We start from the raw sequence: 13,466 nt of genomic DNA on the forward strand, positions 1-13,466 counted from the left end.
GCATCTCCCACCTCAGGAGCACACCATGTCCCAGCTGATCACCACCTATCTCCAGGACCACCTCGCAGGATCCACCGCTGGCATCGAATCCTTCGACCGCGTAGCCGAGGGCCATTCCGACGAGGCTGTTCGCAGCGTCGTCGCGGCCCTGGCCGACGAGATCCCCGTGCGGACAAGGCCTCGCTCGAGGGCATCATGGAGCGCATCGGTGCCAAGCCCTCCACCGTGAAGAATGCCGGGGCATGGCTGGGGGAGAAGGCAGGCCGCCTGAAGCCCAACGAGCGCCTCGCCCAGCGCTCCCCGCTGTCGGACCTCGTCGAGCTGGAGATGCTCGTCACTGCGGTCCACGGCAAGGGTCTGCTCTGGAAGGGTCTGGTGCAGCTCAATGACCAGCGGCTCGACTTGGCGGGACTCGAGGAACTGGCCCGTCGTGCCGACCACCAGGAGGCGACGCTGGAAGAGCTCCGCCGCAGCCAGGTGGGCAAGCTGTTGGTCGAGTGAGGGCCCCGTGTGACACCAGGACAACCAACGAAAGGAAGACCCATGACGAGCACCCCCGAATCCCCCCGCGACCTCGCCGACCAGGTCCAGGAGGCGCTGGCCCACCCCACGGAGCAGTTCTCCGAGGGCCAGACTGCGGGAAACGCCATCCGCAACTCCGCGGACGAAGTGGCGCAGCAGGCCTCCGACATCGATGCCGGTGACATCGACGACCTCGTCGAGCGCCAAGCCAACTCCTGAGGTCCCGCACCCCCCTGGGCTGCCATCCTTCGCCAGGTCCGGCGAATCTGGCTGCCCGGGGTAGGCCGTCATCCCGTAGGGTCCGACCCTCCCGAGGCTGCTCGGAGCACCGCCAGATGTGCCTCGACGCACGCGTCCAGGCCGGCGGCCTCCGCGGCGGCGCGGCGCACCAGGGCACGATCAAGACGCTCAGCCACGGTCACGGCCGCCGCCAGCGCCTCCAGCCGGTCCGCATCGACGGCGTCGGAGTGGTCGGGCACGACCACCCCGGCGCCATCGGCCACGGCCTCACTGACCCCGCCTCGCCCCAGGGCCACCACCGGGGTACCGCACAGGGCCTGCTCCACGCACACCAGGCCGAAGGGTTCGTCCCAGTCCGGGGTCACCAGCGCCACGGCACTGGCCCCGACGACGCGCGCCAGCTCCCGCCTGTCCAGGTGACCGGCCATCGTCACCCGTTCGTCCAGCAGCGGCTCCAGTACCCGACGCACGTAGCCCTGGTCGCTCGGCGGCCCCACCAGGACCAGGCGACGCCCCAGCCGACGGGCAACCTGGACGGCTCGGTGGGGGGCCTTCTCCGGGGCCAACCGCCCCACCCACACCAAGTCCCCGTCGGGGGATCCGGGTCCCAACGGCCACACCGAGGGGTCCACTCCGTTGGGCACCACCGCAACCTCCCTCAGCGTCGTCCACTGCGCGGCGAGGGCTCGTGACACGGCCACGTACCGGGCCGTTGGTGCCGCCAGCGCCGCCCCCAGTTCCATCCAGGGGAAGGGCGGTGTGTGCAAGGTGGTGACCACCGGCGCCGGAAGGGCCCCCGACAGTGACATCGGGAGGTGGTGCAAGGTGTGGTTCGCGATCACGTCCAGGTCACTGCGGGCGGCCAACATGGCGCACGAGGCGGTGAAGGCGTGGTGGTCCGCGAGGAACCAGGCTTCGGGTATCTGGGCGTCCCGCAGCGCCACCTCCGACAGCGGCGGCAAGGGCGGATAGGTGAACAGTTCATCGGCCAAGGTGTCCGGCGTGCCGGCGGCGGCGTGCAGGGCGACGTAGTGGCCCCGGGCCCTGAAGCCCGTCACGAGCTCGGCGGTGATGGACTCCATGCCTCCCGCGTAGGGGCGCGCCAGGCAGTTGCGGTTCGTGGCCAGGACGGCGATCCTCACGGCCCCGCCTGTCCGGCAGCGTCGTCCTCGCACAGGCTGTCCTGCGTCGGCAGTGCCTTCAGGTAGCGGGAGAAGCCGGCCGGTGCCCGGCCCCGCAGGCGACTCGACGTGACGACGCGGTGGCGGTCAGTGGAGCTCACGACCACCCCCTGTTGACGCCGCAGTCGCTCCACCAGGTCCACGTCCTCATGGGCGCCAATGGCGGCGAAGCCTCCCACCGCCAGGTAGGCGCTTGCCCGGAAGCCGAGGTTCGCGCCGTGCACGTGGTGATGGCCCTCTCGCAGGTCGTGGCGCTGCAGCCAGGCCCGCATCCTCCCGGGATCGAGGCGCCCGTCGGGGACGACCGTGCCCACGAGCACGTCGATGCCCGCGGTGGCGCAGCGCACCTGCTCGTCGAGCCAGTTGCGGGGCACGTGGGTGTCGGCGTCGGTACAAGCGATCCACAGCGACCGGGGATCCTCCGTCCCGTGCTGCGCCAGGGCCCAGTCGACCCCCGCTCGCCGTGCGGCCCCCACATTGCGAACCGTGACCGGCAGCGTGTCGCAGCCGTGCGCCCGAGCCACCTCGGCGCTCCGGTCGGTGCACCCGTCCAGCACCACGAGGCGACGCACCACCACGTCGGGACGGATGGCCGCCAGCGCGACGACGGCCCCGTCCAGATGCTTGAGGGTGCCTGGGAGGGCGTCTTGTTCGTTGCAGGCCGGCACCACCACGGTGAGGGAGGTGACACGCGTGGGGTGGCCTCTCTCATCCGGGCCCCGTGCTGCGGACATTCGTGCCAGGGCGCTCACCTCCCACCTCGTGTCACCGCTGGTCGATGCGGCGCGCTGAGGGTGATGGTCACGTCGTCGTCGGTGTAGCGGGCCGTCGTGGGCCACAGGCTGTCCAACTGGGCCTCGACGAGCCGTCCATCCAGGGGGATCTCACGAGTGGGTCGTCGCCAATGGGCCGCCAGAACGGTGCCATCGCCGTCCAACAGGCTCATCACGGCCGACAGAGTCGCCATCAGCGCGGCTCCATCGAGGAAGTATCCGACCTCGGAGAGCACCACCAGGTCAACGGGGCCCTCCAGCTCCGGCAGGACCGACGGCAGGGAACCCTGACGCCAGTCGACATTGGTGATGTGGCGATCGCGGGCCACTCGCAGGGCCTCGGCCGAGTGGTCCACAGCCACGACCTCGCGCGCCTGGGCGGCCAGGGCCGCGGTCAGGCGCCCGGTGGAACAACCCAGGTCGAGCACCCGTCCCAGCATCTGGTGCGGCAGGATGGCCTCCACCAGGGCCTGGCGGCGTGCCTCGTACCAGCTGGTCTCGACGTGCCACGGGTCGTCACCGTGCTCGAACATTGCGTTGAACTCACCCGGCGCGACGGTACCCGGCACGCGGCGGTGGGGCAGCGCGCCGTCGGGATCGATGAGCACGTCGGCCACCCGCTCGGCACGCTGTCGGGCCTGACCGGTCAGTACCGGGCCGGCCCCGGGGGCCCTGCCGAATGGGGTGTGCTGGCTCTCGAAGCAGTCCAGCGCACGGCCCCGACGGTGCAGCGCGTCGGCACCCGGGCAGGACAGCACCAGGTCAGCGACGGGGAGGTCTTCGTGGGTGCCCCAGTGCCATAGCCACACCGGGTAGGCGATGCAGGAGACACCGGTGTCGACGGCGGCGGCCCGTGCCACCCGGCCCAGGGCGTCGTGGTCGGCACGCCCGTCGTGGGACCAAGGAGCGACCAGCAACAGGCCTTCGTGCCGGTGCCACTGCAGCAGGTCGTCTATCAGCTCCTTCAGCGCCAGGTGGGTGTCCGCCTCGCCCAGTCGCCCGTCGGGCAGGCCCCAGTGTTCGGCAGGCGCCAGACCCAGTTCGTCCAGGGCTGCGGTGAGTTCGTCGCTTCGGACATCGGCCAGGTCGGTCCGCGAGAGGCAGGGGGAGTGGGGGTGCGAGGCCTCCCCGCGGGTGGCGATGACGACCTCGATCGCCGCGCCGGTTGCTGCCAAGGCTGCCAGCGTCGCCCCCAACCCCAGGGTCTCGTCGTCGGGGTGTGCCGAGAGCACGACGATGCGGTCGAAGCGTTCGCCCAGGCCGGTCAGGTCGACGACGGGCAGCTCAGCCCAGGGTACTGCGGTCAGCCACTGGCCCTCCGGTCGGCCGTCTTCGGCCGCGCTCCAGCGCTCACCCATCGCAACGCCCCATTGACTGGCGGCCGAGATCGACCAGGCTGCGTTCGGCATGGTGCTGGCGCAGGTAGACGGTCAGGTCACCCACCAGCCGGGCATGCCGCTCGTCGCCCGTCATGGGTCCCGGCCCCAGGGCGTGGCCGGCGATGGTGAGCGCCTGCTCCCCGACCTCGGCGACCACGCACCGCACCCGCGCGGCCAGGAGTGCGCCCTTCCTCAGGGTGTGGAGGTAGTGCCTGAAACCTGGTGGGTCGGCCAGACCCGCACCCACAGCGGACAGATGCGGGGCAAGTGCCAGGGCGGCGGTCACGTCGCCCCGGGGCAGGGTGTCAACGTCGGTAATGGGGTCCTTCTGGTGGGGGGCTTGGTGGGTGGGGTTTGATCCTGGGGTTGAGGTGGTTGGGGGACAGGTGGGCAGGACGGGCCGGGGAAGTCTCCGTTGGCAAGGCCGCGCCACAACTCCTCGACGCTCGTGGCGGGCGTGGGCACTGGGGTCCACTGTGAGGGGGCCGGATGCAATGGCCAGGTGCGACCGGTGGGCACGTGGCAGGCGGTCAGTGGAGCTTGGGACCCGGGATCTTCGAGGCCGTCGGCAAGATCTTGACCCGCGGCAACGGCCTGTCCGATCAGTCCTGCCAAGGTGATGCCGGACAGCACACCCACCTCGCGTGCCCGGACCAGCCAGCGAACCCCGGCCGGTGGCTCCCCGACGGTGTGGATCCGGGGATCAGCCAGCGCATCTGCGACGACCTCATCAAGGCCCGTCACCCAGACATGGCAGTCGGTGTTCGTCACCAGCGGGGCCAGGATCGACAGCGTCTGCGCCGGGGTGAGCGCCACTGCCTGCAGGGTCACCGCGACGTCAGGGACGGTCCAGACCAGGCGGGGGTCACGGGCTCCGGGAACGGTGATCAACGGGGCCAGACGCAGGGCCTCAGCGTCCTTGTCCACGCGGCGCTGCTCCGTGCTGTCGCGGCCGGCGAAGTCAGGGCCGTCGTGCCAGGCCACTGCCTGCGGCACGTGGCACAAGGATCCCCCGGACAGGCGCCAGCGGTGCGCCAGCTCCCAGTCCTCACCGCCGTAACCGCGGAATTCCGCAAAGCCACCAAGCTCGGCGAAGTGCTGGGCGGGCAGGGCCATGGCGGCGGAGATGACGAAACGGTAGGAGGTGTCGTCAGCCCCGGCCAGATTGCGGGTGATGGCGTAACCCTCGGCCAGCCACTGTGGCTCCTCCAGCACAGGAGGCCGCGGTGGCATGTCCCCCTCGGCACTGCCCCGAGGGTGCGCGTCCAGCCACCGCCGCACCATGTCGAGGTCCCAGCCGGTCAGGTCCGCGTGGCGGCGTCGTCCGACGCACAGCATCGGTCGGGCGGCCGAGACCACCGCATGGTGCATGGCGGCCAGGAAACCGGCTTCCGGCATCATGTCCCCGTCCAGGAAGACCGGCACCTGGCCGCGGGCGGTCCCGGCTCCCAGGTTGCGGGCCGCCGCCGCACGAAAACCGTCATCGGACTGCCGGACGATCCGTACCGCGTAGGGGTGGGTGCCGACGCGTGGCGGCTCGGGGGAGCCGTCATCCGCCACGACCACCTCGAAGCACCCGGCGGGGAAGTCCTGCATGTCGAGGGCGACCAGCAACCGGTCGAGTCCATTCTGGTCGCGGTACCAGGGCACCACGACGCTGACCTCGGGCGCATCAAGGCCGTTCACCGGGTCACCCCCGCGCTCAGCAACCGGTCCAGGGCAGCCCATGCCTCGGCGGGGGTGGGGCCCACCGGGGTGCCCGGGGCCAGCCAGGTCGAACCGGGATCGAGGAGGCAGGCCCGCACATCCGCAGTAGGGTCGGCAATGATCCTCACCACACCGGGGCAGCGCGCCAGCAGTTCTCGAACCCAGGGACCGTCTGACACCAAGGGGCGTCGCCCGGCCGCGATCCAACTGCCGATCGAGCCGGAGGCCGACAGATGTGCGTGGTGGGCCAGCGGAACCGCCACCTGCCGCGCGCGCTCCACCAGCGCCTCGTCGTCCAGATAACCGGTGAGCTCCCAGGACAGATCGCGGCCGTGGCACTGGCGGGCCAGAACCTCCACGAGGTCCTCATGCCCCTGGGCGACGGTCCCGAGCGCCAGCACGCCCCGCAGGCCGGCACCGGAGGCGGCCTCGATGGCCTCGGCGTGCCCCTTGCCCGGATAGACGAAACCGAGGACGGCCACGACGGGTTCGGGGCCACGACCGTCGTCGACCGGTGACGCCATCGGCTCGACCAGCGGCAGGGGCACGACAAACACCTTGCGCAGCTGGGCCTCGCGCTCGGCCGAACTCGTCCCCGGGGGGAGGCAGGCACCCAGCAACTGCCGCTCGTGCTCGCTCGCGACCACCACCAGACGCGCAGACCTGAGGACCGGGTACAGGCATGCCGCCGTCGCGTGTACCGAACTGCGCCCTCGGCCGGGCTCGGCACGTCGTGCAGGGTGACACTGGTGGGACACCGCTCGGCCAGCGCCTCCACGACACCGGGCGTGTCACCGAGCAGCTCATCGTTCAGGTGGAGGTGCACCCCCGCGGCCGGAGGGAGGGCAGTGAGGACCTCGTCGACGCCCATTCGCGGACCATCGGGAAGGCGCACGACGCGAACACCGGGCGCGTGGGTCAGCAGCCCGAGTGCGTGGCGCACGATGCCGTGGTCGTCCGGGCCGGGCACCACGTGCACCACACCGTCGGCGGCCTGATTGGGGGCGTTCACCGGGCGCCCTGCACGGTCTGCCAGCCGTCCCCGGTGCGCCGTACCAGTCCGAGGCCCTCGAACTCCTCCAGCCAGCCGGTCATGCAATCGCTGCCCCACCGTGCTCGAAAGAGCGCGGCATTGCGCACGATGTCCTCCACATGTTCGACGGGAGGCCGCGAGACGGGGTGGTGCTGGTGGTAGGCGTCGGCACCGCCAACCCAGCAGATCCCGCCACCGGCCGTTCCCAGGCGGCGGGCGAAGTCGGTGTCCTCGCCGCCGTAACCCTCGTAGGCCTCGTCGAAGCCACCAGCCGCGGCGTGGTCGGCGGCGGTGATCGCATAGCTCAACGACCAGAACAACCGCAGGTCAGTTCCGGGGACCAGCGCGCCGGCCGCCGGGTCGGGACGGGCAGTGTGTGGGGCCCGGTGCGAGCGCACCATCTGCCAGTCAATGCGTGGCGTGCTGGCGGGGTCGCTGCCCGGCAGGTCGACTCGAGCGTTGGGGCCGAGGTAGGTCACCGGCCCGCACCAGACCACCGGTCCGCTGCCCAGGCCCGGTGGGCGGGGCGAGGACATGGCGTCGGCGTAACGCTGCAACAGGAACGGATCGGCCAGGCAGTCGACGTCCAACAGGACCAGATTGGCGCTGTCAGCGGCCGCCACGCCCAGGTTGCGGGCCCGGGCCAGCGGAAGTCGGGAGGGATCGGCATCCATCGCCACGAGGGTGATGGGCAGCCCCAGCTCTGCACCGGTGGGCTCGGCCAGGGCTCCCGCCCGGTCGTCGGCCATCGCGACCACGACCACCCGCGTGGCGGGCAGGACCTGGTCGGCCAGCGAGGACAGGCAGCGCCGCAGATGTTCATGGCGGCCGTGGACGATGACCACGACGGCGAGCTCGGGTGATCCGCTGTTCATCGGCCCTCCTGGGCATCGAGCAGGCCGGGGTGCGCGCGTGCCACGTCGGAGATGGCGGCGGCGGCGCGGCGTGCGCCGAGTCCGTCGTGCCAGCGCGCCCAGCCCTGGCCGCCGAGGGCAAGGGCCTGCTCCACGAGGGCGAGCCACTGTTCGTGGTCGGGTGATCGTTCGCAGCACACGGCCAGACCGGCGGCCTCCAGGGCGCGGGCGGTGTGCAGTTGCTCGTCGAAGGGTCGGGGCTCGGCGACGACGACGGCCGGCCGTCGGGCTGCTGCCACCTCGGCGACGGCATTCTGGCCGGCGTGACAGATGACGACGGAGGCAGCGTGCAGCTCCCCCCAGACCTCGTCACCGGTTCCTGACGGCTTGTACCAATTCCAGCCGGGCATGGCCGCCGCCAGGCGCGCCGGATCGGGGCCGGTGCCACCCCCACGGCCCCACAGCACCAGCCCGTGCTGTCCAGGGAAGCCTCGGGAAGCGGGGCCGAGTCGAAGCGGGTGAGGGCTCCGACGTGGTCAGTCTTGTCCAGCCAGACCACGGGCCACCAGGGCTCCGGGCAGTCGGCCGGCCAGGGTGCGAGCAACCGCGTCGCCACCCCGTAGCAGGCGCGGTGGGCCGTGTCGTCTCGCTGACCGCGCATGGCGACGACGACGGTGGGCACGCCCAGCAACCGGGCAAGCAGCGTCACCTCCACTGAGACATCGACGACCAGCACCTCGGGGCGGTGTGCGACCAACCATCGGGCCAGGGCACCCATCCGGGACCGGTAGGCGTCATGGTCCAGCGGGGCCCAGTGCAGGGTACCGCCCGCGGTGGGATCCTGGTGGTTGCCCTCGACGGGCACGGCGTCGTCTGCCAGTTCCACCCACGCGCCCTGCCACCCCTGCGGGCGCGGCAGGGTGGATAGTCCCGTCACCTCGTGGCCGAGCGCCGTCACCTCGTGGCAGATGGCTGTGGCCCGCGAGACATGACCTGCCCCGTGGTGGTGGACGTAGTAGCCGATCATTGCGCCACCGATCCGTCGCGCCGCGAGGTCGCCACCTGGCGATAGATCCGGCGATGGGCGGCCCGCACCCCCTCGGCCTCGGCGCGCCGTTCCTCCCGGGTCGCGGTCCACTCGACACGCCCATCCAGGGCGACTCGCAGTGCACCCGGCAGGGTGTCCTCGATGTCGTCGAGACTGAAGGTGGGGCAAGCGTGCTGGTCGTGGTAGCAGCCCACGGCCCGCGCCACGACGGCGGTTCCCACGTCGCGGCAGGCTTCCAGGTAGCCCGAGTGGGTGCCGAAACGGTAGGGGAGCACCACGGCGGAAAGTGAGGAGAGGTGGTCCAGCAACCCGTCGTCGGAGTACCGCTCGTGAGGTGCCACCGTGACGCCCGCTTCATCGCCCTTGCCGGCCTGCCAGCCACGCAGCAACCGCGCCAGATCCGGGTCTCGAGTCTCCAGACCGTCGAGCACCTCGGCGTGGATTCCAACACGCAGGTCGCAATCGCAGCCCGTGACCGCCGTGGCAACTTGGGCCAGCTCGGCCGCATGCATCGTGTTGGTGCGCAAGCCCTTCAGATCCACACCCACAAGCGGCCGTCGGCCCTGCCCACGGCGCCTGCCACGTGGTCCGGCCACGCCGCCGATCCGACCCAACGGCGCGACGTGTGGGTGCGGCAGCACGACGGCCTCTCGACCCCAACGTCTCCGGATCTCGGTGGCGGCGGACGCGGTCAGGGTCACCACGACCTCGGCCTCGCGGATGAGCAGGTCGAGGCGCTCCGCATGGTGAGCATCCTCCTCCAGGTGCGGGTTGCGCAGGTCGTGCACGGTCACCACAAGGGCGATGCCGCGGCGGTCGAGCTCGTCGATGGTGGCCAGCATGTCGTGCAGCGGCACCTGCTCGACGCCGAAGTGCACGTGGACGACGTCGGCGCCGTCAAGTGCAGCCTCGCGTCGTGCCGGGTCGAAGAGCGCCGGAGGCCACCAGAGCCCGTCAGCACCGGTGATCTCCTGCAGCACCACCACTTCATCGTGCGACTCCCCGTGGGGGCCGATCGCGCGGGCGACATATGGGTGGTCGGCGGGTACGCACCGCACGGCGAGCTCTGGAGCGGCGGTGTCGCGATTGTGCACCTACCGAGTCTCGCACCGGTGGCCGAGGCGCGCCACCCACGCAGGGGTGGGCCCAGCGCCCCCAGCCCGGCAACCCGCCGGCAACAATCCGTGCAGCTCGGGGCTGCTGGCAATCACCGGCTCCGACGCCACAACTCGGCCGCCAGCCCCGTCGCGAAGGTCGTCCACGCGGCATACGGGCAGAGCAGCACACCGCGTTCCCGGCGCTTGCCGACCCTGCGGACGAGGTCGGTGGAGCTGGCGGCGAGGGCTGCGGCGACGACGGCCGCCGGGCCCAGGGTCCTGCCCCGCCAGAAGACCCAGCACCACAAGCTGTTGAGCACCAGGTTGAGTCTGAGCGCCGCGGCGAAGCGCCGGGCCTCATCGGTGCGGTCTTGTTCCATCAGATCGGTCAGGTGCAGGGCGCTGATGACGGTGATGTCGGCATAGAGCGCCGTCCAGACCGGTCCGAACAGGGCGTTCGAGGGCTGCCACGCCGGGGTGTCGAGGCGCTTGAACCAACCGGTGTTGGGGATGGTCGCGACGGCCCCCAGGGCGGCCGTCGCCCCGACGGCGGCCGAGGTGGCGGCCAGCACCTTGGCGAAGCGGTACTGGTCGTGGCCCCCACTGGCGAGCTGCACGGCCTGTTCGAACGTCCTGGTTCCACCCGGCGGCGGACCGACCAGCTCATCGAGGTCACGTTCTGCGACGACGGTGTCGTGGTGGAGCGACTCGATCAGCGGGCGCGCCATCGCGGCCTCGATCGGGGTCACCAGGCTGATCCAGTACGAGGCGAGCCGGGGAGTCCACACCGGGGCCGTGATCGACGGACGGGGGCCCATGTGCTGCACGCGGGCGTAGCGGTCCATCATCTCGGCATAGGTGAGGACGTCAGGGCCGCCGACGTCGAAGGTGCGGTTCTGCTCGGCCGGGAGGTCTGCGGCGGCAACGAGGTAGTGCACGACGTCGTCCACGTGGATCGGCTGGATGGTGTTGTCCAGCCATCGCGGGCCGACCGAGCCGGGCAGGCGCTCGGAGAGGCAGCGCAGCATGTCGAAGGAGGCAGAACCGTCGCCCAGCACGACGCCCGCCTGGATCGCGGCCGTGGGAACACCGCTGGCCATCAGGATCTCGCCCACCTCGACCCTGCTCGCCAGGTGGGGGGAGAGTTCTTCACCCTCTGGGTGCAGTCCGCCGAGGTAGACGAGGCGACCGACCTGCTCGTCCTTGGCGGCGCGGGCGAAGGTGGTCGCGATGTGACGATCCTGCTCGGCGAAGTCCTCCTCACTGCCCATCGAGTGGATGAGGAACCAGGCTGCCTCGGCGCCGTGCATGGCCTCCCGCAGGGCACCGTCGTCACTGGCATCACCCTGGACGACGTGCACGCGCTCGCCCCACTCGGGAAGCTTGCGGGGATCGCGGGCGAGAACCCGGACGTCCCAGCCATTGTCGAGCAGTCGTTCGACCACCTGCCCCCCGACGTAGCCGCTCGCGCCTGTCACCATTCCCACTCGTGTCACCATTCCCAAACGTGCCTGTGTCATGGGCATCAGCCTGCCGTACCGCAAGGCGGTACCTCCGGCCTTTCTGCTCTCGGCGCATGAGGGTCTCCACGGCGGTGTGGGTGCACGGGGGCGCGTTAGGTTGGGATCTTCACCGGGAACCGGACCGCACCGAGGAGGGCCCGATGGGACCAGACGAGATCAGCAGGTTCGTGCATGACTCGCTGCTGGAACCGGCCATCGAGTCGTCACCGGCCCGGCTGGACGGTCCGCTCAGGCGACGCGTGGTGTGTCTCGTGACCGTGGTGGCGGGCGCGTTGCTCCTGCGTGCCTCGTTGTCCGTGGCGCCAGGTGATCGACTCTTCTACCCGGCCACCGCCTCGCTCGCCCTGCTGTGGCTGGTGGGCGCGCGCCTGTCCGGACCTGTCGTGCCAGGTCACGCTCACTCCAGTCGTGGGGGCCGGGCGAGCCACGCAGTGGTGCAGTCACTGGTGTGGGGCGGGCTGTTGCTGGTGATCTTCCTGGCCGGCGCGCTGGTGGTCTCCCAGGTGCCGTGGCTGTCGGTTCCGGTGCAGGACCTGCTGGACCACGCCCGACGTGGATCGTTGCCCATCGTGGCCCTGCTCACCGCCCTCAACGGGCTGGGGGAGGAGTACTTCTTCCGAGGTGCCCTCTTCCAGGCCCTGCCCCGACACCGCCAGGTGCTGGTGAGCACCGTGCTGTACAGCGTGGTGACGGCCTTCTCCGGCATTCCTCTGCTGGTGCTGGCGGCGGCCATGCTGGGCGCCGTGGTGGGGCTGCAGCGTCGGGCCACCGGTGGTTTCCTCGCGCCGACGATCACGCATCTCGTCTGGTCGCTGGGGATGCTCTTCCTGCTGCCGAGCGCCCTGTCGCTCGGCGCGGCGCTGTTCGGCTGAAAGACCCGGTCGCCCTCGGTGCTGACGAGGGGATCGCGGGACCGCTCAGCGGCCCAAAGAGGGGCCTGCCGCCAGTCTGATCGGGCCGCGCACCGTGGCCAGGTCCACGTCGACACCCGTCTGCTGCACCCTGACCTCCCCGCGGGCGACGAGTTCACCGGCCACCTCCCGTGCGGTGTCCATCAGGCCGCGCCAGTCCTGGCCGCCCACGACGCGGGCCGCGTCACTGGGGCAGATGGTGCTGCCGTCGCGGTGCCGCAGCAGGGTGCGCATCGTGGACGCGAGGCGGCCTCGGCGACCATCGGGTGTCTGTTGCCACCACGGGTCTCCCCGCTCGCCGAGGGCCACCTTGGCGTCCTGGACGCAGGGGCGGACAGCGTCACCGCGGGTACGCACCTCGCGGCGGGCTCGCATCAGTTCCGCGACGAGTTCTGCGCGCAGGGCGTCGGGGATCGACGGATCACTGGCCCGCCACCTGCGGCCGTTGACGATGATGTGGTGCCCATCGGGTGTGGTTGGTGGTCCGGGAGGTGCCGCTTGGGGCCCGTTCACCGTGGAATCCGGCTCATCGCGCATCAGCGTCGAGGGGCGTCTGGACTTTGGGCTCAGAGGTCGACGGTGCCGTGCTCACCCGAATGTGCCTTCTCACCGGTGACGGCGGCTTTCAGCATCGTGAAGACCGCCACGGGCGCTGCATCGGAGTCCCAGTAGCTGGCGCTGTCCGGCACCACGGCCAGCACCACGTTCTCCGGGTCCTCCGGGCCGCTGTCGGTGTGGGCGGTGGTGGCCACATTCCACAGCTGCTTCTTCAGCTCGACGTCGTCGCGCAGCTCACCGGTACCGGTGAGCGAGACGAAGGTGCCCGAGTCCACGAAGGCGAGGTTGACGCCCTGAGCGTCGGCCTGCTGGGCGACGTCGGTGCTGCGCTGGGTGATGAACAGGATCGTCAGGTCGTCCTCTATCCGCAAGGGGGTCATCGGGCGGCTCATCACACGCCCGGCCTCCGTGGTGGCCAACATGGCGAAACGGATGTCCTTGATCAGGTCGCGGATCTTCTGCTGGCCGGCGCTGGACTGCGTCATGTCGGTCTCCTGGTGCTGATCGGCGCCGACCGTCGCGGCACCTCGTCGTGACATTCCAACAGGTCACGGCCCTTGCTGGACAGTGAATCTGCCCACGGCGGAAGTGGGGGCCACCGCATGGTCACCGTGTGGTGCGGCGTCACCCGTCGCGACGA

Annotated in this window: 15 protein-coding genes; 3 read left to right on the forward strand and 12 right to left on the reverse strand. The window is 70.9% G+C overall.

Annotated features, from left to right (window positions below):
• Positions 1 to 195 precede the first annotated feature (195 nt).
• On the forward strand, positions 196 to 501 hold the full coding sequence (locus tag EDD41_RS17020) for a hypothetical protein (RefSeq protein ID WP_211336536.1): 306 nt from the start codon (positions 196 to 198) through the stop codon (positions 499 to 501).
• A 42-nt stretch (positions 502 to 543) separates the two neighbouring features.
• Complete coding sequence (locus EDD41_RS00300; protein ID WP_123574598.1) at positions 544 to 741, forward strand: hypothetical protein; 198 nt, start codon at positions 544 to 546, stop codon at positions 739 to 741.
• Positions 742 to 809: 68 nt separating this feature from the next.
• Here the strand turns inward: EDD41_RS00300 and EDD41_RS00305 are convergent, their stop codons facing one another.
• The 10 genes from EDD41_RS00305 to EDD41_RS00350 form a co-directional block, all read right to left on the reverse strand.
• Complete coding sequence (locus EDD41_RS00305; RefSeq protein ID WP_123574599.1) at positions 810 to 1,904, reverse strand: glycosyltransferase; 1,095 nt, start codon at positions 1,902 to 1,904, stop codon at positions 810 to 812.
• Complete coding sequence (locus tag EDD41_RS00310; RefSeq protein WP_148060424.1) at positions 1,901 to 2,677, reverse strand: glycosyltransferase family 2 protein; 777 nt, start codon at positions 2,675 to 2,677, stop codon at positions 1,901 to 1,903. Before EDD41_RS00310 ends, EDD41_RS00305 begins: the two co-directional genes overlap by 4 nt.
• A 14-nt stretch (positions 2,678 to 2,691) precedes the next feature.
• Positions 2,692 to 4,074 carry a bifunctional PIG-L family deacetylase/class I SAM-dependent methyltransferase gene (locus EDD41_RS00315; protein ID WP_170165170.1) on the reverse strand — a complete coding sequence of 461 codons (1,383 nt, stop codon included), beginning with the start codon at positions 4,072 to 4,074 and terminating at the stop codon, positions 2,692 to 2,694.
• Entirely contained in the window at positions 4,067 to 4,381 is a 315-nt protein-coding gene (locus EDD41_RS00320) for a hypothetical protein (RefSeq protein ID WP_123574602.1), read from the reverse strand. Before EDD41_RS00320 ends, EDD41_RS00315 begins: the two co-directional genes overlap by 8 nt.
• Positions 4,378 to 5,781: a glycosyltransferase family 2 protein gene (locus EDD41_RS00325; protein WP_170165171.1), complete on the reverse strand. Its 1,404-nt coding sequence runs from the start codon at positions 5,779 to 5,781 to the stop codon at positions 4,378 to 4,380. The genes EDD41_RS00320 and EDD41_RS00325 overlap by 4 nt, the downstream gene beginning before the upstream one ends.
• Positions 5,778 to 6,452, reverse strand: a complete 675-nt coding sequence (locus EDD41_RS00330) for a glycosyltransferase (protein ID WP_123574604.1) — start codon at positions 6,450 to 6,452, stop codon at positions 5,778 to 5,780. Before EDD41_RS00330 ends, EDD41_RS00325 begins: the two co-directional genes overlap by 4 nt.
• Positions 6,453 to 6,810: 358 nt before the next feature.
• The gene (locus EDD41_RS00335) at positions 6,811 to 7,710 is read right to left on the reverse strand and encodes a glycosyltransferase family 2 protein (protein WP_123574605.1); all 900 of its coding nucleotides are present in this window, start codon (positions 7,708 to 7,710) and stop codon (positions 6,811 to 6,813) included.
• A complete protein-coding gene (locus tag EDD41_RS17025) occupies positions 7,707 to 8,156 on the reverse strand; it encodes a glycosyltransferase (protein WP_211336537.1) in 450 nt (149 codons plus the stop codon). Before EDD41_RS17025 ends, EDD41_RS00335 begins: the two co-directional genes overlap by 4 nt.
• 556 nt (positions 8,157 to 8,712) lie before the next feature.
• The gene (locus tag EDD41_RS00345) at positions 8,713 to 9,831 is read right to left on the reverse strand and encodes a glycosyltransferase family 1 protein (RefSeq protein WP_148060425.1); all 1,119 of its coding nucleotides are present in this window, start codon (positions 9,829 to 9,831) and stop codon (positions 8,713 to 8,715) included.
• Between the two features lie 113 nt (positions 9,832 to 9,944).
• Positions 9,945 to 11,354: a tryptophan-rich sensory protein gene (locus EDD41_RS00350; RefSeq protein ID WP_123576725.1), complete on the reverse strand. Its 1,410-nt coding sequence runs from the start codon at positions 11,352 to 11,354 to the stop codon at positions 9,945 to 9,947.
• Positions 11,355 to 11,497: 143 nt separating this feature from the next.
• Between EDD41_RS00350 and EDD41_RS00355 the strand changes: the two genes are divergently transcribed.
• Positions 11,498 to 12,229 carry a CPBP family intramembrane glutamic endopeptidase gene (locus tag EDD41_RS00355; protein ID WP_094764744.1) on the forward strand — a complete coding sequence of 244 codons (732 nt, stop codon included), beginning with the start codon at positions 11,498 to 11,500 and terminating at the stop codon, positions 12,227 to 12,229.
• A gap of 45 nt (positions 12,230 to 12,274) precedes the next feature.
• Here the strand turns inward: EDD41_RS00355 and EDD41_RS00360 are convergent, their stop codons facing one another.
• Together EDD41_RS00360 and EDD41_RS00365 are read right to left on the reverse strand one after the other, a co-directional pair.
• The gene (locus EDD41_RS00360; RefSeq protein WP_211336538.1) at positions 12,275 to 12,781 is read right to left on the reverse strand and encodes a DUF3253 domain-containing protein; all 507 of its coding nucleotides are present in this window, start codon (positions 12,779 to 12,781) and stop codon (positions 12,275 to 12,277) included.
• Positions 12,782 to 12,834: 53 nt separating this feature from the next.
• Positions 12,835 to 13,311: a pyridoxamine 5'-phosphate oxidase family protein gene (locus EDD41_RS00365; RefSeq protein ID WP_170165172.1), complete on the reverse strand. Its 477-nt coding sequence runs from the start codon at positions 13,309 to 13,311 to the stop codon at positions 12,835 to 12,837.
• Positions 13,312 to 13,466: the final 155 nt, after the last annotated feature.

Source organism: Luteococcus japonicus (genome assembly GCF_003752415.1).
GTDB classification, from domain to species: domain Bacteria; phylum Actinomycetota; class Actinomycetes; order Propionibacteriales; family Propionibacteriaceae; genus Luteococcus; species Luteococcus japonicus.